Source organism: Pseudomonas sp. ADAK2 TE3594 (genome assembly GCF_053628675.1).
This window is the reverse complement of sequence record NZ_JBRJGV010000001.1, coordinates 5568916-5588423: the sequence shown is the minus strand read 5'-3', so window position 1 is coordinate 5588423 and position 19508 is coordinate 5568916. Positions and strand designations below refer to the sequence as shown.

19 protein-coding genes are annotated in these 19508 nt (G+C 60.4%); 8 read left to right on the top strand and 11 right to left on the bottom strand.

Translation table 11 applies throughout. The features are described from left to right. Positions 1–108 precede the first annotated feature (108 nt). Complete coding sequence (locus tag AB7M22_RS25150) at positions 109–1305, bottom strand: class I SAM-dependent rRNA methyltransferase (protein WP_007897847.1); 1197 nt, start codon at positions 1303–1305, stop codon at positions 109–111. A 345-nt stretch (positions 1306–1650) separates the two neighbouring features. Between AB7M22_RS25150 and AB7M22_RS25145 the strand changes: the two genes are divergently transcribed. From AB7M22_RS25145 to AB7M22_RS25135, 3 genes are read left to right on the top strand one after another with little or no spacing between them, the layout of a single operon-like run. Continuing rightward, a complete protein-coding gene (locus AB7M22_RS25145) occupies positions 1651–2463 on the top strand; it encodes an HDOD domain-containing protein (protein ID WP_454188856.1) in 813 nt (270 codons plus the stop codon). A gap of 30 nt (positions 2464–2493) precedes the next feature. Continuing rightward, complete coding sequence (gene mutM / locus AB7M22_RS25140) at positions 2494–3306, top strand: bifunctional DNA-formamidopyrimidine glycosylase/DNA-(apurinic or apyrimidinic site) lyase (protein WP_454188097.1); 813 nt, start codon at positions 2494–2496, stop codon at positions 3304–3306. A 54-nt stretch (positions 3307–3360) separates the two neighbouring features. Further along, a complete protein-coding gene (locus AB7M22_RS25135) occupies positions 3361–3684 on the top strand; it encodes a multidrug transporter (RefSeq protein ID WP_123361031.1) in 324 nt (107 codons plus the stop codon). A gap of 124 nt (positions 3685–3808) precedes the next feature. Here the strand turns inward: AB7M22_RS25135 and AB7M22_RS25130 are convergent, their stop codons facing one another. From AB7M22_RS25130 to AB7M22_RS25110, 5 genes are all read right to left on the bottom strand, one after another. Then, positions 3809–4060 (bottom strand): YfhL family 4Fe-4S dicluster ferredoxin, encoded by a 252-nt coding sequence (locus AB7M22_RS25130; RefSeq protein WP_003195146.1) that lies wholly within the window; start codon positions 4058–4060, stop codon positions 3809–3811. Positions 4061–4208: 148 nt separating this feature from the next. Further along, positions 4209–4688 carry a pantetheine-phosphate adenylyltransferase gene (gene coaD, locus AB7M22_RS25125; RefSeq protein ID WP_007897855.1) on the bottom strand — a complete coding sequence of 160 codons (480 nt, stop codon included), beginning with the start codon at positions 4686–4688 and terminating at the stop codon, positions 4209–4211. Between the two features lie 115 nt (positions 4689–4803). Further along, on the bottom strand, positions 4804–6399 hold the full coding sequence (locus tag AB7M22_RS25120) for a GMC family oxidoreductase N-terminal domain-containing protein (RefSeq protein WP_454188096.1): 1596 nt from the start codon (positions 6397–6399) through the stop codon (positions 4804–4806). Positions 6400–6555: 156 nt separating this feature from the next. Next, on the bottom strand, positions 6556–7101 hold the full coding sequence (locus AB7M22_RS25115) for a twin-arginine translocation pathway signal protein (RefSeq protein ID WP_454188095.1): 546 nt from the start codon (positions 7099–7101) through the stop codon (positions 6556–6558). A 28-nt stretch (positions 7102–7129) separates the two neighbouring features. Continuing rightward, entirely contained in the window at positions 7130–8560 is a 1431-nt protein-coding gene (locus tag AB7M22_RS25110; RefSeq protein WP_454188094.1) for a coniferyl aldehyde dehydrogenase, read from the bottom strand. 146 nt (positions 8561–8706) lie between these two features. Between AB7M22_RS25110 and AB7M22_RS25105 the strand changes: the two genes are divergently transcribed. Beyond that, positions 8707–9378 carry a TetR/AcrR family transcriptional regulator gene (locus AB7M22_RS25105; protein ID WP_454188093.1) on the top strand — a complete coding sequence of 224 codons (672 nt, stop codon included), beginning with the start codon at positions 8707–8709 and terminating at the stop codon, positions 9376–9378. A 58-nt stretch (positions 9379–9436) separates the two neighbouring features. Continuing rightward, positions 9437–10291 (top strand): sulfurtransferase, encoded by an 855-nt coding sequence (locus AB7M22_RS25100; RefSeq protein ID WP_454188092.1) that lies wholly within the window; start codon positions 9437–9439, stop codon positions 10289–10291. Between the two features lie 203 nt (positions 10292–10494). Here the strand turns inward: AB7M22_RS25100 and AB7M22_RS25095 are convergent, their stop codons facing one another. The 5 genes from AB7M22_RS25095 to AB7M22_RS25075 form a co-directional block, all read right to left on the bottom strand. After that, positions 10495–11325 (bottom strand): AraC family ligand binding domain-containing protein, encoded by an 831-nt coding sequence (locus AB7M22_RS25095; protein ID WP_454188091.1) that lies wholly within the window; start codon positions 11323–11325, stop codon positions 10495–10497. 3 nt (positions 11326–11328) lie between these two features. Further along, a complete protein-coding gene (locus AB7M22_RS25090) occupies positions 11329–12327 on the bottom strand; it encodes a hydrolase (protein ID WP_008007391.1) in 999 nt (332 codons plus the stop codon). 73 nt (positions 12328–12400) lie between these two features. Next, positions 12401–13018 carry a 16S rRNA (guanine(966)-N(2))-methyltransferase RsmD gene (gene rsmD, locus AB7M22_RS25085; protein WP_454188090.1) on the bottom strand — a complete coding sequence of 206 codons (618 nt, stop codon included), beginning with the start codon at positions 13016–13018 and terminating at the stop codon, positions 12401–12403. Next, complete coding sequence (locus AB7M22_RS25080) at positions 13018–14508, bottom strand: M16 family metallopeptidase (RefSeq protein WP_454188089.1); 1491 nt, start codon at positions 14506–14508, stop codon at positions 13018–13020. Before AB7M22_RS25080 ends, rsmD begins: the two co-directional genes overlap by 1 nt. Further along, on the bottom strand, positions 14501–15856 hold the full coding sequence (locus AB7M22_RS25075; protein WP_454188088.1) for a M16 family metallopeptidase: 1356 nt from the start codon (positions 15854–15856) through the stop codon (positions 14501–14503). The genes AB7M22_RS25080 and AB7M22_RS25075 overlap by 8 nt, the downstream gene beginning before the upstream one ends. A 344-nt stretch (positions 15857–16200) precedes the next feature. On the opposite strand from AB7M22_RS25075, the gene ftsY reads away from it, so the two are divergent. Genes ftsY through ftsX form a run of 3 tightly spaced genes read left to right on the top strand, consistent with a single transcriptional unit; the run spans position 16201 to position 19414 of the window. Beyond that, on the top strand, positions 16201–17721 hold the full coding sequence (ftsY, locus tag AB7M22_RS25070; RefSeq protein ID WP_454188087.1) for a signal recognition particle-docking protein FtsY: 1521 nt from the start codon (positions 16201–16203) through the stop codon (positions 17719–17721). Beyond that, the gene (gene ftsE / locus AB7M22_RS25065) at positions 17718–18389 is read left to right on the top strand and encodes a cell division ATP-binding protein FtsE (RefSeq protein WP_007897888.1); all 672 of its coding nucleotides are present in this window, start codon (positions 17718–17720) and stop codon (positions 18387–18389) included. The genes ftsY and ftsE overlap by 4 nt, the downstream gene beginning before the upstream one ends. Continuing rightward, positions 18386–19414 carry a permease-like cell division protein FtsX gene (gene ftsX, locus AB7M22_RS25060; RefSeq protein WP_008007402.1) on the top strand — a complete coding sequence of 343 codons (1029 nt, stop codon included), beginning with the start codon at positions 18386–18388 and terminating at the stop codon, positions 19412–19414. Before ftsE ends, ftsX begins: the two co-directional genes overlap by 4 nt. The last annotated feature ends 94 nt before the right edge of the window (positions 19415–19508 follow it).

The window sequence follows — 19508 nt, the reverse complement described above, 5'->3', positions numbered from 1 at the left end:
TGCAAGTCAGTAGGACCGCAAGAGTAAGAAACAGAGGCTGAAGAGTGGATCGTGTGGCGTTAAAACGGCTGACGGAGAGCCTGTCGGCTCCCCGTCAAACCAGCGTACTCAGCTGTTTGGCAGCAGACGGCAGGTGATGCTCTTGATGTAGCGAGTCTCGGCAATCGCTGGGTGTACCGGGTGATCCGGGCCCTGACCGCCGCGCTCCAGCATCTGGATGTTGCGGTCCAGGTGACGGGCGCTGGTCAACAGAATGTTCTGCAGATCGTCTTCCGGCAGGTGCATCGAGCACGAAGCGCTGACCAGGATGCCGTCCTTGCTAAGCAGGCGCATGGCTTGCTCGTTCAGGCGACGGTAGGCGCCTTCACCGTTTTTCATGTCTTTCTTGCGTTTGATGAAGGCAGGAGGGTCGGCCACGATGACGTCGAAGCGCTCTTCGCTGGCTTTCAGTTCCTTCAGGGCTTCGAACACGTCGCCTTCGATGCAGGTCATTTTTTCGGCGACGCCGTTCAGTGCGGCATTGCGCTCGACGCCGTCGAGGGCGAAGGCCGAAGCATCGACGCAGAACACTTCACTGGCGCCGAAGGCAGCTGCTTGAACGCCCCAGCCGCCGATGTAGCTGTACAAGTCCAGTACGCGTTTGCCTTTGGCATAAGGTGCCAGACGCGCGCGGTTCATGCGGTGGTCGTAGAACCAGCCGGTTTTCTGCCCCTGGATGACTGGCGCTTCGAATTTCACGCCGTTCTCTTCCAGCGCGACCCATTCCGGCACCAGGCCGAATACGGTTTCGACGTAGCGGTTGAGGCCTTCGGCATCACGGGCAGCGGAGTCGTTCTTGAACAGAATGCCGCTTGGCTTGAGCACTTGGGTCAATGCCGCGATCACGTCATCTTTGTGAGCTTCCATGGTCGCCGAGGCGATCTGGACTACCAGGATGTCGCCGAAACGGTCGACCACCAGACCTGGTAGCAGGTCGGAGTCGCCGTAGACCAGGCGATAGAACGGCTTGTCGAACAGGCGATCGCGCAGGGACAGGGCAACGTTCAGGCGATGCACCAGCAGCGACTTGTCCAGCGGCAACTTGATGTCGCGCGACAGCAGACGGGCGCAGATCAGGTTGTTCGGGCTCATGGCAACGATGCCCAGCGGCTTGCCGCTGGCGGCTTCGAGGATCGCCTGGTCGCCGGCCTTGAAACCGTGCAAAGGCGTAGCGGCTACATCGATTTCGTTGCTGTAGACCCACAAGTGGCCGTTCCGCAGGCGACGGTCGGCGTTGGCTTTGAGGCGCAGGCTAGGCAGGGACATGACGTCGCTCCGGAAAAAAGAGCGGGAGTATAGCGTGTTGCGCAAGGGCTCGGCTTGGCGGATGGACATGCGGTGAGGGGGGCTGCAACTTGTGGGAGCGAGCCTGCTCGCGATGACGGCGGTACATTCAAGATCAATGTTGGCTAATCCGACGCTATCGCGAGCAGGCTCGCTCCCACAGGGAGTGCATTTGTTCTGGGCAATAAATGAAATTTCGGCGACATAGCCGCGGGTGTGTCAGATCCATCTTCTTAAGGGTTAGAATCCCCGCCTGACCCGGAGTGTGTACTTATGTCCCAAGAGTTGACGACCGCACAGATTCAACAGTCCCTGCAAGGCATCAGCGTGCCGGCCCAGCCGCAGATCATGGTGGATCTGCAGATGGAGCAATACATGCCCGACCCGGACCTGGAAGTGATCGCGAAGCTGATCTCCCAGGACCCAGGCCTGTCCGGCGCCTTGCTGAAAATCGTCAACTCGCCGTACTACGGCTTGAGTAACAAGATCACCGCGATCCAGCGGGCAGTGAACCTGTTGGGCAGCCGTTCGATCATCAACCTGATCAATGCGCAGTCGATCAAGGGCGAGCTGAACGACGACGCGATCGTCACCCTCAACCGCTTCTGGGACACGGCGCAGGACGTGGCGATGACGTGCCTCACCCTGGCCAAGCGCGTCGGTGTCCAGGCCGGTGATGAAGCCTATGCGCTGGGCCTGTTCCACGATTGCGGCATCCCGTTGATGCTCAAGAAATTCCCCGACTACATGAAAGTGCTGGAACAGGCCTATGGCAATGCCAGTGCCGAATGTCGCGTGGTGGATACCGAGAACAAAAAATACAACACCAACCACGCCGTGGTCGGGTATTACACCGCCAAGTCCTGGCGCCTGCCGGAACATGTCACCCAGGCCATTGCCAACCATCACAACGCCCTGGCCATTTTCAGCGATGAATCGGCTCGTAATACGCCGCTGAAAAATCTGCTGGCGCTGCTAAAGATGGCCGAGCACATTTGCGCTTCCTTCCGGGTACTGGGCAACCAGTCCGAAGACCATGAATGGAACAGTGTCGGGCCTCTTGTGCTCGATTACATTGGTCTGTCGGAATACGATTTCGAAACCCAGAAACAAGAGATTCGCGACCTCGCCTCTCGTTGAGTGTCGAACCTCGCCTGATTCGAGAGCCTCATGCCTGAACTGCCGGAAGTTGAAACCACCCGCCGCGGGATTGCACCGCACCTGGAAGGCCAGCGCGTCAGCCGGGTGATCGTGCGTGAGCGCCGTCTACGCTGGCCGATCCCCGAAGATCTGGATGTGCGACTGTCCGGTCAACGCATCGTGCTGGTGGAACGGCGCGCCAAGTACCTGCTGATCAACGCCGAAGTCGGCACGCTGATCAGTCATTTGGGGATGTCGGGGAATCTGCGGCTGGTGGAAGTCGGCCTGCCGGCGGCCAAGCATGAGCATGTGGACATTGAGCTGGAATCGGGCCTGGCCCTGCGCTACACCGACCCGCGACGGTTTGGCGCGATGCTCTGGAGCCTCGACCCGCTCAATCACGAACTACTGATTCACCTCGGGCCGGAGCCGTTGACCGATCTGTTTGACGGCGAGCGGCTGTTCCAGCAATCGCGCGGGCGTTCCATGGCGGTCAAGCCGTTCATCATGGACAACGCGGTAGTGGTCGGCGTCGGCAACATTTACGCGACCGAAGCGCTGTTTGCCGCCGGCATCGACCCTCGGCGCGAAGCCAAGAGCATTTCCCGTGCGCGCTATTTGAAGCTGGCGATCGAGATCAAGCGCATCCTTGCCCTCGCCATTGAGCGCGGGGGCACCACGTTGCGGGACTTTATCGGCGGCGATGGTCAACCGGGTTACTTCCAGCAGGAGTTGTTCGTGTACGGCCGTGGTGGTGAACACTGCAAGGTCTGTGGCACAGGGCTGCGGGAAGTCAAGCTTGGGCAGCGCGCCAGCGTCTTTTGTCCGCGCTGCCAGAGCTGATATCGGCTACGGTCTATAGTCAGTGTTCTCACTGCCTAGCCGAAGGACCGTGCCATGAATCTGTTTCGAACCCTTGTCGTTGCGTTGTTGCTGAGCGTCGGTGCGTCCGCGCTGGCGGCTGAGAACGGCAGCGGCGATCCTCGTTACACCATCCAGAACCCACCGGCCTACGCCATGCTTGGCGATTTACTGATTGCCCGACCGTTATTGGTGGTGGCGACGGTGATCGGTGCCGGGGCGTTTGTGGTGTCGTTGCCGTTTACCGCGCTGGGCGGCGGTATTGGCGATGCGGGGCAGGCGTTGGTGGTCGATCCGGCGAAAGCCGCATTTGTGCGGTGTTTGGGGTGTATCGGGGAGGGGTTTGAGCAGCGGGAGTGAAATCAGTTACATCTACGGTGTGGCTGATGGCCTCATCGCGGGCAAGCCCGCTCCCACAGGGTTTACGCGGTCTTTGTAGGAGCGAGGCTTGCCCGCGAAGGCGCCCTGACAGGCGCCAAATGACTCAAGCCTTACCGGTAATCTTGCGATACTTCTCCATCAACTGTTCTTCAGTCTCCGGATGAGCCTCGTCCAGCGGGATGCAATCCACCGGGCAGACCTGCTGGCACTGCGGTTCGTCGTAGTGGCCGACACATTGTGTGCACAGGTTCGGGTCGATCACGTAGATCTCTTCGCCCTGGGAGATGGCGGCGTTCGGGCACTCGGGTTCGCAGACGTCGCAGTTGATGCAATCGTCGGTGATGATCAGGGACATGCTAACTCCAGCCGGGGCGGCAGGCCCGGGCGCAATAAATCAATGCGCACAATTGTGCCGCATTGGCGCCCGCAGTGCACGCGGGCGCGATCAAGTGCAGCGATCGAAGCTTGCGGTAGCCGTAAAAGATCGCAGCCTTCGGCAGCTCCTACTTTTTAAAGCGCAGGGTGAGGGCGTCGGCCACCGCCGGGTGGACGAACTTGGTGATGTCGCCGCCCAGGGCCGCGATTTCACGCACCAGCGTCGAGGAAATGAACGAATAACGCTCGGACGGGGTAAGAAACAGGCTTTCCACATCCGGCGCCAGTTGGCGGTTCATGTTGGCCAGCTGGAATTCGTATTCGAAGTCCGATACCGCGCGCAAACCACGCAGGAACACGTTGGCGTTCTTCTCTTTGGCAAAATGCGCGAGCAACGTCGAAAAGCCGACGACTTCAACGTTCGGCAGATGTTTAGTGACCTCGCGGGCCAGCTCCACACGTTGTTCCAGGGGAAACAGCGGGTTTTTTTTCGGGCTGGCGGCGACGGCGATGATCACGTGATCGAACAGGCGCGAGGCGCGTTCGACCAGATCGCCATGGCCCTTGGTAATAGGGTCGAAGGTACCTGGGTACAACACTCGGTTCATCGCGTCGTCCTGGCGGGAGTCCGTTGGGGAGTCGGATGGTATCGCAGCCTTCCCGGTCGGCCAAGTCGCCTGTTGGGTAAGAAAGCACTATAGACGATGGGAATTTTCCGCGTTTTCATGGGTTTTTCAAACGTTCGGCCAATGAAGTCGCCAATTGCGCCGTCAGTCCGTAAACCGACAATTGTGGGTTTGCCCCAATGCTGGTGGGGAAAAGCGAGCCGTCATGAATCGACAGATTGGCGAGTTGATGATGTCGGCCGAGGCTATCGGTCACGGCGTTTTTCGGGGCTTCACCCATGGCACAACCGCCCATCACATGAGCACTGCCCAGGCGCGTGCGATACAACTCAAGGCTCAGGTCATCAATCAGCGTGCGTGCTTCGGCCAGGGTTTTCACGTAACGAGCGTCGGCGTGCATCGGCATCACGGCGTTGGCGCCACCGGCGAACTGGATCTCGGCCATGCTGTGGAAAGCCCGGCGCAACCCGTCCCACGCGTAGGGTGAAACCTGATAGTCGAGCACCGGAGTGCCGTCACCGCGCAATTCAACGCTGCCGCCGGGGCTGTCCGGGTGAAAACCATCCCGCAGCAATGCCAGCATCGCGTGGGTGTGCGGCAGGTTTTCCATACGCCGGGCGCTTTGCGTGCCAAAACCGCCGAGTAACGTGCTGGCCAGCGCCGGATGCAGCGGTGGAACTTCAAGTTTGTAGGACATCTTGCCAGTGGTGCCATCCTGCCACTGGAAATGGTCGGAATAGATCGACTGCGGCGCGCCGTAGAACGGGTTGATCACCTCATCAAATAGCCCGGCGGACATGTTTACCAGGTGTAGGAAAGTCCGTTTGCCCAGCCGCTCGTGAGGATCCGGCGCCTCGGAGCGCAACAGCAGCGCCGGGCTGTTGATCCCGCCGCCGGCCAGCACGTAATGCCGCGCCTTGACCGTAATCGTGCGTCCGGTGGGCGCAACGCAACGCTCATCCATTGCCACGCATTGCAGCCCCGTAACCCTGCCGTCGTTGATCGACAGCTTTTCGGCGCGGGCCAGATAGAGCAGCTCGCCACCTTTTTCCAGGGTCGCCGGGATGGTCGTGACCAGCATCGATTGCTTGGCGTTGGTCGGGCAACCCATGCCGCAGTAGCCGATGTTCCAGCAGCCGCGCACGTTGCGCGGAATCACATGCCAGGCGTAGCCGAGTTTTTCGCAGCCTTTGCGGATGACGTCGTTGTTGGCGTTGGGCGGCACCCTCCATGGCGCGACACCCAGGCGTTGTTCCATTTTCTCGAACCAGGGCGCCATCTCGGCCGGTGTGTGGCCTATGACCTCGTGCTCTTTGGCCCAGTGTTCCAGCGTCGGGCCCGGGGTGCGAAAGCTTGAGGTCCAGTTGATCAGGGTGGTGCCGCCCACTGCCCGGCCCTGAAGGATGGTGATCGCACCGTCCTTGCTCATGCGCCCGATGCCTTCCTGATAGAGGCTGGTGTAGGCCTGGTCTTCGAGCATCTTGAAGTCGCTGCTGGTCTTGAGCGGACCTTCTTCGATCAGCAACACCTTGTAGCCGGCGGTGCTGAGGATTTCGGCGGTGGTCCCGCCGCCGGCACCGCTGCCGATGATTGCCACGTCCGCTTCGAGGGTCAGGTCCTCGGTCAGTTGGGCGCCGTTGTAGGTTTTCCAGCCACGGGCCAGGCCTTCGCGGAACGGATCGGGTACGGGCATGTTTGGGGTTCTCTTATTATTTTGGGTTCTGTGGTGAGGCAGCTGACGTCTTCGCGGGCAAGCCTCGCTCCTACAGGGTTTGAGTCGTTCACAAAAGGGTGGTCCATCTCAAAACCTGTGGGAGCGTGGCTTGCCCGCGATAGGGGCGACTCGGTCTCAAACCGTAGGCGGCCCGGGATACCCGCAATGCGCCCACGACTCCGCCCGGCTGTACCACGCCATCATCACCATTTGCAGCAACGAACTGTGGCCCATGCGCAGCAGGCTCAATGAGCTGTTTTCCCAACGGTCGAGAAAGTGCCGGATCTGTTCGCTGCTGGCGCTTTCCCAACTGCCCCAGATTCCGGTCAATGGGCCGCGTGTAATGCTCATCCCCAACACATCGAACAATTGCCGTGTCAGTTTGAGCATTTCCGGCGACAGGTGATTCAGGCCGTTATCCAGGCAGTGCAAGGTCTCGGCGACGGCGGCCGGCATTTTTTCGATGGTTACGGCGCCATCGAGCATCACCGGAATCACTGCCCGTAGAAACAGCAGGTCGCCACTGCGCAGAATCGCGAAACCGCTGGCAGGGTTGCTCGACGAGCAGCCGCTGAGGCTCGCGCCTAATCCGGCCGTGGCCAGAAAAGCGCTGGCGCCGAGGCTGAATTTAAGCAGGCCGCGCCGTGACAGCGCGGGTGTGTCGGACAGGCTTGGGCTCATTATTGTTATTACCCGGCGGTGATGATCGTTAGCGGATAAACAGCTTCTGGATCAGTTTCTGAATGGCTTTACCGTACGGCGGATAGATCAGTTTCGCCGCATTGAAGCGCTGTTTGATCAGCACGCCTTTGGCCTTGCTGAAAGTCAGGAAGCCCTCGTGGCCGTGGTAGTGGCCCATGCCCGAGGCGCCGATGCCGCCGAACGGCATGTCGTCCTGAGCAACGTGCAGCAAGGTGTCATTGAGGCAAACACCGCCGGAGTGGGTTTCGTGGAGGACGCGGTTTTGCTCGCGCTTGTCGTAGCCGAAGTAATACAGCGCCAGCGGACGAGGGCGTTGGTTGATGTAGGCAAACGCTTCGTCGAGATCCTTGTATGGCACGATCGGCAGCAACGGGCCGAAGATTTCGTCCTGCATCACCGTCATGTCGTCACTGACGTTGAGCAGCAGGCTATGACTCATGCGCCGGCCCTGGCCCTGATCGAACAGCGGAATCAGCAGCGCGCCCTTGCTGGTGGCGTCGCTGAGGTAGCCGTTGAGCCGTGCCAGCTGCCGGTCGTTGATGATGGCGGTGTAGTCCGGGTTGTCGGCCAGCGTCGGATAAAACCCGCGAACCGCCTGGCGATAGGCTTCGACGAAAGAGCCGACGCGGTCTTCCGGCACCAGCACGTAGTCCGGGGCGACACAGGTTTGCCCGGCGTTGAGGGTCTTGCCGAAAGCGATACGTTCGGCGGCGTCCTCGAGCGGCACATCGCGGGAAACGATGGCCGGGGACTTGCCGCCCAGTTCGAGGGTCACCGGTGTCAGATTCTCGGCCGCCGCGCGCATCACGTGTTTGCCGATGCTGGTGGCACCCGTGAACAGCAAATGATCGAAACGCAGCCGCGAGAACGCCACACCAATATCGGCCTCACCCAGCACCACGCAGACCAGGTCCTGGGGAAAAACCCGGCCCAGCAATTCCTTGAGCAGCAAACCGGTGGCAGGGGTCGATTCGCTGAGTTTGAGCATCACCCGATTGCCCGCCGACAACGCGCCCACCAACGGCCCGATGGCCAGGTAAAGCGGGTAGTTCCACGGCACGATTACTCCGACCACGCCTAACGGCTGATAAACCACTTTGGCCGACGCTGGCTGAAAGGCGAGGCCGACTTTGCGTCGCGAGGTTTTCATCCAGCCTTTGAGGTGCCGGCTGGCGTAATGAATGCCGTGCAGGCTGGGCATCAGTTCGGCGAGCAGGGTTTCATCGGCGCTGCGGTGGCTGAAGTCCTGGCTGATGGCGTCGATCAGGGCCTGACGCTCATTGCTCAGCAGGTCCTTCAACGCCTTTAGCCATTGCTGGCGCTGAGCCGCGGGTGGCATCGGGTTGGCTGCATACGCCGCGCGCTGAGCGTCGAACAGGGCTTGGAGTTCGTCCAGAGGCTGCTGCAGGTTCTTCAGGTAGGCGATGTCAGCAGGCATGGTCGGCTCCGGATTTATTGTAATGAGGGACTTTCTAGAGTCTATGCTCTAGAAAGTCAAATGGCACTCTGGTACGGCTTTGTTTTATCCATGCACGGATAGGTCGTAAGATGCCCCTCATCGCACTCTGAATTAAAGCTCAAGCCATGGCCCCTCGGATCAAAACCAGCGAGCGCATCGTGCAGAACAGCCTGGAGCTGTTCAATCAACAGGGCGAGCGCAGTATCAGCACCAACCACATTGCTGCCCACATGGAGATTTCCCCGGGCAACCTGTACTACCACTTCCCCAACAAGCAGGCGATCATCGCCGTGTTGTTCAGTGAGTACGAAAACCTGGTGGACAGCTTCCTGCGCCCGCCCCAGGGGCGTGCCGCGACAGTCGAAGACAAGCGCTTCTACCTCAAGGAATTGCTCTCCGCCATGTGGCGCTACCGCTTCCTGCATCGCGACCTCGAGCATTTGCTCGACAGCGATCCCGAGCTGGCCGCCCGTTCCCGGCGCTTTTCCCAGCGCTGCCTGATCCAGGGCACGCACATCTACGCGGGCTTCGTCGAGGCCGGCATTCTGTGCATGGACAAGGTTCAGATCGAATCCCTGACCCTCAATGCCTGGATCATCCTCACCTCGTGGGTGCGTTTTCTGTGCACCACGCGCGAAAACTCCAACCATTTGAGCGAACAGGCGATCAAACGGGGCGTGTATCAGGTGCTGGTGCTGGAGGCCGGGTTCGTCACGGATCAAGCTCACGATGCGGTGAATGCACTGTTCGAAGAGTTTTATGTGTCGCTGGCCCAGGCGCTGGAAGAAGTGGGATAGAGAAGTGGGATAAAGAGTGCAGTAGGATCGAATACCGTCGTCATTACAGGAGCCCGTTATGCCCATTGCGCAACTGATCAGCCCGCAAGCGTTGGACCTGAAGAAGGAGACGCCGGGGCTGGTGATTCTGGATTGTCGTTTTGCCCTCGAAGACCCTGATTACGGTCAGCGCAGCTACGCCGAAGGGCATATTGCCGGATCGAGCTTTGCCGATCTGGAGCGTGATTTGAGTGGGACAGTGGTCAAGGGGGTTACCGGGCGCCATCCATTGCCTGAACCCGCCGACTTGATCGAACGCTTTCAAACCTGGGGCATCAACGCCGACAGCGAAGTGGTTTTGTACGATGACGGTCCCGGCGCCTACGCGGCACGGGCCTGGTGGTTGCTGGCGTGGCTGGGCAAGCGCGATGGCGTATTCATTCTCGATGGCGGGCTGAAAGCCTGGCACGCCGCTGGATTGCCCCTGAGTCTTGATCCGCCGTCGGTTGCCCGCGGCACCTTCACCGGGACGCCGGATGCTTCGTTGGTGCTCAGCGCCCAACAGCTCCAGCAACGTCTCGGCCAGCCCGCGTTGACCTTGCTCGACGCCCGCGGCTTGCCGCGCTTCAAGGGTGAAGTGGAGCCGATCGATCCGATTGCCGGGCACATCCCCGGCGCACAATGTGCCGCGTTCACCGATAACCTGGGCGGCGACGGGCGGTTCTTGCCGGCTGAACAACTCAAGCAGCGGTTTGCCGCGAAGCTCGGTGATCGTTCACCGACGGAGCTGGTCGCGTATTGCGGTTCCGGCGTGACCGCCTGCCACAACCTGTTCGCCCTGTGCCTGGCGGGTTATCCGTTGGGGTCGTTGTATGCCGGGTCGTGGAGCGAGTGGATCAACGATCCTGCGCGAGGCGTCGCCACCGGCGAATAATCCCCAATCCATTGTGGGAGCGAGCCTCTTGTGGCGAGGGGGCTTGCCCCCGTTCGGCTGCGAAGCAGTCGCAGATCGGGACGATACGGTCTAACTGAAAAACCATATCCACTGGCTTCGGGAGCGCTTCGCACTCCAACGGGGGCAAGCCCCCTCGCCACAAAGGCTCGCTCCCACATGGTTAATAAGGTGCTCTTGAGATTTCACAGCTGCCGCGCGCTGCGATACGCCCCCGGTCCTACACCGTAAACCTGTTTGAATTGCCGGCTCAGATGGCTCTGGTCGGCAAAACCCAGTTGCGTCGCGACTTCCAGCGGCAGGCAGCCGCGTTGTAACAACGCCCGTGCCCGAGCGATGCGCTGCTGCATCAACCAGGTGTGTGGCGGCATGCCGGTGGCTCTGCGGAACACCCGGGCGAAGTGGAAGGGCGACAGGTTCACCGTCGCCGCCAGTTCTTCCAGCGAGGGCGGCGCCGCCAAGCGTGATTGCAGCAGTTCCTTGGCCAAGGTCACCGCCCGGTGTTCCTTGCCAGGTTTGCTGGCGGTCGGGACGGCTGCGTGACGTTGTAACAGTGACAGCATCATTTCCCGCCAAGCCGTTTGCTGCTGCAGCGCCGTGGACGGACTCTCCAGCAAACAATGCAGTTGGCAGAATCCCTTCACCAGATCCGGATCGCGATACAACGTGGCGCCAAACGCCGGCAAGGTATCGGTCGGCAGTTCGAGCTCATCCAGCAGTGAAAGAATCTGCCCGCTGTCGGGATAAAACGCCCGGTATAACCAACCGTCTTCCGTACCTTTGTGGCCGGTGTGCAGTTCATCCGGGTTGATCAGCACCAGGGTGCCGCTGCCCGCCAGATGCTCGGCGCCGCGATAGCGATAACGCTGGGCGCCGGCCATGATCATGCCGATCACATAGCCGTCATGCACATGAGGGGCGAAGCGTTGTTCGATGTAGCGTGCGGACAACAACTCGACCCCGGCCAACGGCGCCGTTTGCCAGAAGTGAATCGACTCGCCCTGATCCGAACCCATGGTTTACTTGCGCCCTGTGGTGGCGAGCCATTGGGGAATGCGCCTTTCCAGGTAGTAACCCGGTTGCCGGAACGAGCCCTCGACGAAGCCGACATGCCCACCCTTGGCCTGCAATTCGAATTGAGTGCTGGCGGACAACTCGTCGGCATGCGGCAGGCTATGAGGAAAGACAAACGGGTCATCGGCCGCCTGGATAATCAGGGTCGGTGTGCGAATCTCCCCAAGGAAATAACGACTCGAAGCGCGGCGATAGTAATCCGCGGCATCGGCGAAACCATTCAGCGGCGCAGTGACCCGGCCATCGAAATCCCAGAAGGTGCGCATATTCTCCAGCGAGCCCAGCGCCGCCAATGCCGCCAAGCCATCCTGATGCCCTTCATGCTGGAACCTGCGCTGTTTGTTCTTGATGTAGGCGACCATCTCCCGCATGAAATGCGCTTGATAGAACTTGGAAAACCCCTGGCTGATACGGTCGGCGCAATGATCGAGCCGAAACGGCACCGACACCGCCACCGCGCCGAGTACGCCGCTGTTGTTGCCGGTTTCGCCCAGATGCTTGAGTAAAACGTTGCCACCCATGGAATAACCGACCGCATACAGCGGCGCGAGGGGGCGTTGGGAGCGCAGGTGTTTGATGGTTTCGGCCAGATCTTCACTGGCCCCGGAATGGTAACTGCGCGGCAACAGATTGGGTTCGCCGGAGCAGCCTCGCCAGTTCAACGCGACGCTGGCCCAGCCCCGGGCACCCAGCGCCTTCTGCATGCCGGCCACGTAAGGCGAATTCGACGATCCGGTGAGGCCGTGCAGCACCAACACCAGTGGCACATTCGCGCTGTGGGGGCCGTGCCAGTCCAGATCAAGGAAATCACCATCTTCGAGCCATAAGCGTTCGCGCTCGCGATCCAGGTGTGTGGTTTTGCGCCATAGCGGTCCCCACAAGGTTTGTAAGTGCGGATTGCCCAGGCCGTAGGCGGGGGTGAAGCGTTCTGGCAGATGGGACACGATTGCTCTCGATGCAGCGGTGCTTACCCGCAGCGTTAACTGACTGAGCTTCGCACCGTTTTTACAGGCCGGACTAGCCGGCGATCCCTGCCATACGTTGCCACAACGCGTAATACACTCGTCCGGATTTTTGCTCCCGATGCAGGCGCCAATTTTCTGGCAAACCCAATATCGACGGTGCCGTTTCGCTTTCAGTGTAGACCCACGCATCGTCACTCAGCCAATGACGTTCTTCGAGCAAAGTGCAAACGGCCGGCAATAGATTCTGATTGAACGGTGGGTCGAGAAACACCAGATCGAATGCCGTGGCCGGTTGGGTTTCCAGATAGCGCAAGGCGTCGGCAGTCTGTACCTGACCGGTCGTGCAGCGCAGGGTGCCCAGATGTTCCTTGATGCTCGCTACCGCAATGTTGCTGGCATCCAGTGCCTGGCCCATTGCTGCGCCACGGGACAAAGCTTCCAGAAACAGCGCACCGCTGCCGGCAAACGGATCAAGTACCTTGGCCCCGGCGACATAAGGCGCGAGCCAGTTGAACAGGGTTTCACGGACTCGGTCCGGCGTTGGACGCAAGCCTGGCGCATCGGGGAAGCTCAGCTTTCGGCTGCCCCATTCACCGCCGATGATGCGCAGTTGATTCACACCGTTGTGCACGTTGTGAACAGGTTTTTTAGGACGCGATGGATGGGCCATTAATGCTCCGGAACCCCGAGCGGTTGCTCGGCAGGTTTGTCAGTAGGGGCCGGCAACGGCTTTTGTGGCACGGTCGGGCCAGCGCTGACGATGACCAGTTTGTCCGTGCTCAGGTGTTTGTTCAATGCGGTTTTGACTTGCTCGACGGTCAGGCTCTGGGACTGTTGCATGAAGTCTTCCAGGTAGCTCAGCGGCAAGTTGTAAAAACCCATGGCGCCGAGCTGCCCGACGATATCGGCGTTGCTGGCGGTGGACAGCGGGAAGCTGCCGGCCAGTTCACGCTTGGCATCGTCGAGTTCTTTCTCGGTGGGGCCGGTTTTAAGGTAATCGGCGAGCACATCCTGCACCAGTTTCAGCGTGCCTTCGCTCATCTCGGCGCGGGTTTGCAGGTTGATCATGAACGGGCCGCGAACCTGCATCGGGCTGAAACCCGAATACACGCCATAGGCCAGGCCGCGCTTCTCGCGCACTTCGCTCATCAACCGGGTGCCGAAGCCACCGCCGCCAAGGATCTGATTGCCCAGCGACAGCGCTGCGTAATCCGGATCGTCACGGTCGATGCCCAGTTGCGCGATCATCAGGTTGGTTTGCTTGGACGGAAACTCGATGTGGCCGATGCTGGACTTGGGGTCGGTCGGTTGTTCGATTTTTGCCAGGGCCGGCCCTTTGGGCAGGTCGGCGGACACTTGTGCGGCAACCGCTTCGGCCTCGGCGCGCGACAAGTCGCCCACCAGTGCAATCACCACGTTGCCAGCAGCGTAGGCTTTCTGATGGAAGCCCCGCAACTGCGCCAGGGTAATCGGTGGAATGCTTTTCGCCGTGCCATCGCTGGAGTGCGCGTACGGGTGATCGCCATACAAGCGGTTCATCAGCTCCAGGCTGGCAAGTTTGCCGGGGTTCTGTTTCTGGTATTCGAAGTCGGCCAGCATCTGGTTCTTGATGCGGGCAAACGAATCGGCGGGGAAGGTCGGTTTGCCGACGACTTCAGCGAACAGCTTCAAGGCAGGCTCGCGTTTGTCCGCGGCACTGAGGCTGCGCAGCGAGGCAATCGCCATGTCTTTATAGGCGCCGTTGCCGAAGTCGGCCCCCAGGCCTTCGAAGCCTTGGGCGATAGCGCTGACATCCTTGCCGGCCACACCTTCGTTGAGCATGGCATTGGTCAACAGTGCCAGGCCGGATGCATCGCCGTCCTGGCTGCTGCCTGCGGCGAAGATCAGGCGCATATCGAACATCGGCAGCTCACGGGCTTCGACGAACAGCACCTTGGCGCCTTCGGCGGTGTTCCAGGTCTGCACGTTCAGTGAGCGATGACTTGGGGCCTTGCCATCGAGTTCCGCCAGCGATTGCAGTTTCTGGCTCGCCTTGGCTTTGTCGAGGGCTTCGCTGGCGCTGGTTTCGTCAGATTTGGACAAATAGAAGGCGGCGGCCCCGAGCAGTGCGATGACGATCAGGCCGATCAGGGCCAGGCGCGGTTTTTTACGCTCACTCATGAGTCGTCTCCTCTGGCAGTACATGGGCGACGCTGAGACGTGCGCGGGTGAAATACAGCTTGGCGGCCTTCTGGATGTCTTGCGGGGTCACGCTTTCCAGGTCGGCGAGTTCGGTGTCCATCAGTTTCCAGGACAGCCCGACGGTTTCCAGTTGGCCGATGGCGGTGGCCTGGCTGGTGATCGAGTCACGCTCGTAGACCAGGCCGGCAATGACCTGCGCTCGCACGCGCTCCAGCTCTTCCGTGGACGGCGCGGTGGTTTTCAGCTGCTCGAGCAGTTTCCACAGGCCGGCTTCCACCTGGGCCATGGTTTTTTTCTTCTGGGTGTTCGGCGTGGCCGACAAAGTGAACAGGCTGTCGCCACGGGTATAGGCGTCGTAGCTCGACGAACCGCCAGACACCAGCTCTTCGCCGCGTTCCAGTTGCGTCGGGATCCGGCCGCTGTAGCCGCCGTCGAGCAGTGCGGAGATCAGGCGCAGAGCGTTCACCGAACGCTTGTCTTCAGCGGTAGCGATGCTCGGCACGTTGAAGGCCAGCATCAGGCTCGGCAATTGGGTCTGCACGTGCAGGGTGATCTTCCGTTCGCCGGGCTCGGCCAGCTCCAGCGGGATTTTCGCGGGTGGCACATCACGCTTGGCGATCGGGCCGAAGTAACGCTGGGCCAGGGTTTTGACTTCGTCCGGGGTCACGTCACCGACCACCACCAGGGTGGCGTTGTTCGGCACATACCAGGACTGGTACCAGTGGCGCAGTTCTTCGACCTTCATGCGGTCGAGGTCCGCCATCCAGCCGATGGTCGGCGTGTGATAGCCGCTGGCGGGGTAGGCCATGGCCATGAAGCGTTCGTAGGCCTTGGACATCGGCTTGTCGTCGGTGCGCAGGCGACGCTCTTCCTTGATCACCTCGATCTCGCGGGTGAATTCGTCGGCCGGCAGGCGCAGATTGGCCATGCGGTCGGCTTCCAGCTCGAACGCGACGCCCAGACGGTCACGGGCCAGCACTTGGTAATACGCGGTGAAGTCGTCGCTGGTGAAAGCGTTCTCTTCGGCACCGAGGTCGCGCAGGATCAGCGATGCTTCGCCGGGGCCGACTTTCTCGCTGCCCTTGAACATCATGTGTTCCAGCGCGTGGGACAGCCCGGTCTGGCCCGGGGTCTCATAGCTTGAGCCGACCTTGTACCAGACCTGGGAAACGACGACCGGCGCACGATGGTCTTCGCGCACGACGACCTTCAGGCCATTGTCGAGGGTGAATTCGTGGGTGGGTTGTGGATCGGCAGCCAGGGCTGAAAGTGGCAGACAAACTGTGCTGAACAGCAGGCCTGCAGCGCGGCGGGCTAGAGCATTCATTCGTTTTTAAACCTTTGGGGCTGCCCGCTTGGTCTTAGCCTAGGCGGGCGAGGAGGTGCTAGGATACTGATCCGTTTTACTGGCGGCCACGCCTATCAGGCCTTTGATCGGTCAGTAGGTTGTTTGGGTTTGCGGCTTGGGCTTTGAGTTTGTCGGCTAAACTCTGCGTTTTCGCCGACGATGCCGTTCCAGTCCTTCGTATTAATCAACCTTTGAGGTGCCGTTGGTACCTCGACAAAATGTTGCGCGTGAACAAGCTGGATGAATCGCAGTCTGTTCTGCATCGAATTATTTATTGCCGAGGCGCCCTTTGGCGCGTCGCTACCGTGAGATAGCCGTCCTCCATGTTTGGTTCCAACGACGACAAGAAGACCCCAGCTGCGGCTGGCGAGAAAAAAAGCCTGTTCGGATGGCTGCGCAAAAAGCCGCAGGAACCCGTTGTCGAACAGCCACAGCCACTTCCTGAGCCAACACCTGCGCCGGGCATGGAGCAAGAGCCTGTGCCGGTTGTCCTGCCGATCGCCGAGCCGGTACTGCAATCCGCGGCCGAGCCTGCGCCTGAGCCTGAAACCGTAGTCGTGGCCCCGTTGCCGCTGACGCCAGCCGCCGAGCCGTGGCTGACGTTGCCGGTGGCGGAAGAGCCGGTGGCGTTGGTCGAAGATGAACAAGCAGCTCACATCACTCCGCCGATTCCAGCCCCGACCGCGTTTGCTCCTGAGCCGGTTCAGGCGCCAGTGGTTGAACCGGTCGTTGAACCTGTGTTCGTGGCCGAGCCTGCGCCGGTTGTTCCAGAGGCTGTAGCGCCAGTATTCGTTGCTCCGGTTGCTCCGGTTGCTCAAGCGCCTGCACCTGCACCGGTTATCGCTCCTGTCGCCGCCACGCCTGTTGCGCCCGTTGAAACACCGGTCGAGCCTGTGCGTACCGAAGAGTCCAAAGCCGGCTTCTTCGCTCGCCTCAAACAAGGCTTGTCCAAGACCAGCGCCAGCATTGGCGAGGGCATGGCCAGCTTGTTCCTCGGCAAGAAAATCATCGATGACGAGTTGCTCGAAGACATCGAAACCCGTCTGCTGACCGCCGATGTTGGCGTCGAAGCGACGTCGGTGATCATTCAGCGCCTGACTCAGAAAGTCGCCCGCAAAGAACTGGCCGATGCCGACGCGTTGTACAAATCCTTGCAGGCGGAACTGGCGGCGATGCTCAAGCCCGTCGAGCAGCCACTGAAAATCACCTCGCAGAACAAGCCGTTCGTGATTCTGGTGGTGGGCGTCAACGGCGCCGGCAAGACCACCACCATCGGCAAACTGGCGAAGAAACTGCAACTGGAAGGCAAGAAAGTCATGCTTGCCGCCGGTGACACCTTCCGCGCCGCCGCGGTGGAGCAATTGCAGGTCTGGGGTGAGCGCAACAAGATCCCGGTGATCGCCCAGCACACCGGCGCCGATTCGGCTTCGGTCATCTTCGACGCCGTGCAGGCCGCCAAGGCCCGTGGTATTGACGTGCTGATCGCCGACACCGCCGGTCGTTTGCACACCAAAGACAACCTGATGGAAGAACTGAAAAAGGTTCGCCGGGTGATCGGCAAGCTCGACGCCGATGCGCCGCACGAAGTGCTGTTGGTGCTCGACGCCGGTACCGGCCAGAACGCCATCAACCAGGCCAAGCAATTCAACCAGACCGTCGAACTGACCGGCCTGGCGCTGACCAAACTCGACGGCACCGCCAAGGGCGGGGTGATTTTCGCCCTGGCCAAGCAGTTTGGTTTGCCGATTCGCTATATCGGTGTCGGCGAAGGCATCGACGATTTGCGTACTTTTGAAGCAGAACCCTTTGTCCAGGCATTGTTTGCCGAGCGGGAGCGTTCATGATTCGTTTCGAGCAGGTCGGTAAACGCTACCCGAATGGTCACGTCGGCTTGCATGAGCTGAGCTTTCGAGTCCGTCGGGGCGAATTCCTGTTTGTTACCGGCCATTCTGGCGCCGGTAAAAGCACGTTGTTGCGCCTGCTGCTGGCGATGGAACGTCCGACCACCGGCAAATTGCTGCTGGCAGGGCAAGACCTGAGCACCATCAGCAATGCACAAATCCCTTTCCTGCGTCGGCAAATCGGCGTGGTGTTTCAGAACCACCAGCTGCTGTTCGATCGCACGGTGTTCAACAACGTCGCGTTGCCGCTGCAGATCCTTGGCCTGTCCAAGGCCGAAGTCGCCAAGCGCGTGGACTCGGCCCTGGAGCGCGTGGCGCTCTCGGACAAAACCGATCTCTACCCCGGCGACCTGTCCACCGGCCAGCAACAACGCGTCGGCATCGCTCGCGCCATCGTTCACCGTCCAGCCTTGCTGCTGGCGGACGAACCCACCGGTAACCTTGATCCGCGTCTGGCGGCAGAAATCATGGGTGTGTTCGAAGACATCAATCGTCTGGGCACCAGCGTGCTGATCGCCAGTCACGACTTGGCACTGATTGCCCGCATGCGTCATCGCATGCTCACCCTGCAGCGTGGCCGATTGATCGGCGACGGGGAGGCTGGCGTATGAGTGCAACACGTAGCCCCAAGGTTTCCGAGCGTGTGGCCCCGAAGGCCGCCGATCCGCAACCGCAGTCGCAGAAGAAAAAGCGCGACGATGACGATGGCCCGGATTTTCCTACGCTGTTCCGCGCGTGGATCGAAAGCCATCGCGCCAGTCTGCTGGACAGCTTGCGCCGCTTGGGCAAGCACCCGATCGGCAGCTTTTTCACTTGCATGGTGATGGCAGTTGCCCTGAGTTTGCCGATGGGCCTGTCACTTTTGCTAAGTAACGTCGAGCGTCTCGGCGGTTCCTGGCAGCGTGCGGCGCAGATTTCCCTGTACCTGCAACTCGATGCCAGCCCTGAACAGGGCGAGTCGTTGCGCGAGCAGATCAAGGGCATACCGGGCGTGGCCGATGCCGAATACGTGGGTCGCGATCAGGCGCTGGAAGAGTTCCAGCAGCAGTCCGGGCTGGGCGAAGCGCTCAAGGAACTCCCGGAAAACCCGCTGCCGGGCGTGGTCCTGGTGACCCCGAACGAGGTCGACAAGCCCGCGCTTGAAGCATTGAGACAAAAACTTTCCGAATTACCGAAGGTACAACAGGCGCAACTTGATCTAGTCTGGGTCGAGCGTCTGGCAGCCATCCTCAAGCTGGGCGACCGATTTGTCTTCGGCCTGACCGTGCTTTTGGTTTCTGCATTACTTTTGGTGATAGGCAATACCATTCGTCTTCATATTGAAAACCGCCGCACAGAGATAGAAGTGATTAAACTCGTCGGCGGCACTGACAGCTATGTGCGCAGGCCCTTTCTGTATATGGGCGCGCTTTATGGCTTTGGTGCGGGGATTCTTTCCTGGGGTGTATTGGCGTTCGGCCTGAACTGGCTGAACGACGCGGTGGTTGGACTGGCCGGTTTGTACGGCAGTGATTTTGCGCTGGCCGGAGTGCCAGTTGCCGACGGTCTATCGCTCTTGCTTGGCGCGGTGCTGTTGGGGTATATCGGTGCATGGATTGCAGTCGCACGCCACCTGCGGGAGCTTGCGCCAAAGTAATATCATTTTGCTCGTATTGACCTTTCAGCGTTTATGGGAACTTGTCTTTTGGTTTCCGGTCAATTTTCGCAGTGCTGAACTGCACGAGTTATGT

Bases quoted from the DNA above. Each gene is read 5' to 3' on its own strand.
- AB7M22_RS25150 (WP_007897847.1), bottom strand. From the start codon at position 1,305: ATGTCCCTGCCTAGCCTGCGCCTCAAAGCCAACGCCGACCGTCGCCTG.
- AB7M22_RS25100 (WP_454188092.1), top strand. From the start codon at position 9,437: ATGCCCATTGCGCAACTGATCAGCCCGCAAGCGTTGGACCTGAAGAAG.
- AB7M22_RS25095 (WP_454188091.1), bottom strand. From the start codon at position 11,325: ATGGGTTCGGATCAGGGCGAGTCGATTCACTTCTGGCAAACGGCGCCG.
- coaD (WP_007897855.1), bottom strand. From the start codon at position 4,688: ATGAACCGAGTGTTGTACCCAGGTACCTTCGACCCTATTACCAAGGGC.
- AB7M22_RS25120 (WP_454188096.1), bottom strand. From the start codon at position 6,399: ATGCCCGTACCCGATCCGTTCCGCGAAGGCCTGGCCCGTGGCTGGAAA.
- AB7M22_RS25115 (WP_454188095.1), bottom strand. From the start codon at position 7,101: ATGAGCCCAAGCCTGTCCGACACACCCGCGCTGTCACGGCGCGGCCTG.
- ftsY (WP_454188087.1), top strand. From the start codon at position 16,201: ATGTTTGGTTCCAACGACGACAAGAAGACCCCAGCTGCGGCTGGCGAG.
- ftsE (WP_007897888.1), top strand. From the start codon at position 17,718: ATGATTCGTTTCGAGCAGGTCGGTAAACGCTACCCGAATGGTCACGTC.
- AB7M22_RS25135 (WP_123361031.1), top strand. From the start codon at position 3,361: ATGAATCTGTTTCGAACCCTTGTCGTTGCGTTGTTGCTGAGCGTCGGT.
- AB7M22_RS25080 (WP_454188089.1), bottom strand. From the start codon at position 14,508: ATGAGTGAGCGTAAAAAACCGCGCCTGGCCCTGATCGGCCTGATCGTC.
- ftsX (WP_008007402.1), top strand. From the start codon at position 18,386: ATGAGTGCAACACGTAGCCCCAAGGTTTCCGAGCGTGTGGCCCCGAAG.
- AB7M22_RS25130 (WP_003195146.1), bottom strand. From the start codon at position 4,060: ATGTCCCTGATCATCACCGACGATTGCATCAACTGCGACGTCTGCGAA.
- AB7M22_RS25105 (WP_454188093.1), top strand. From the start codon at position 8,707: ATGGCCCCTCGGATCAAAACCAGCGAGCGCATCGTGCAGAACAGCCTG.
- rsmD (WP_454188090.1), bottom strand. From the start codon at position 13,018: ATGGCCCATCCATCGCGTCCTAAAAAACCTGTTCACAACGTGCACAAC.
- mutM (WP_454188097.1), top strand. From the start codon at position 2,494: ATGCCTGAACTGCCGGAAGTTGAAACCACCCGCCGCGGGATTGCACCG.
- AB7M22_RS25110 (WP_454188094.1), bottom strand. From the start codon at position 8,560: ATGCCTGCTGACATCGCCTACCTGAAGAACCTGCAGCAGCCTCTGGAC.
- AB7M22_RS25075 (WP_454188088.1), bottom strand. From the start codon at position 15,856: ATGAATGCTCTAGCCCGCCGCGCTGCAGGCCTGCTGTTCAGCACAGTT.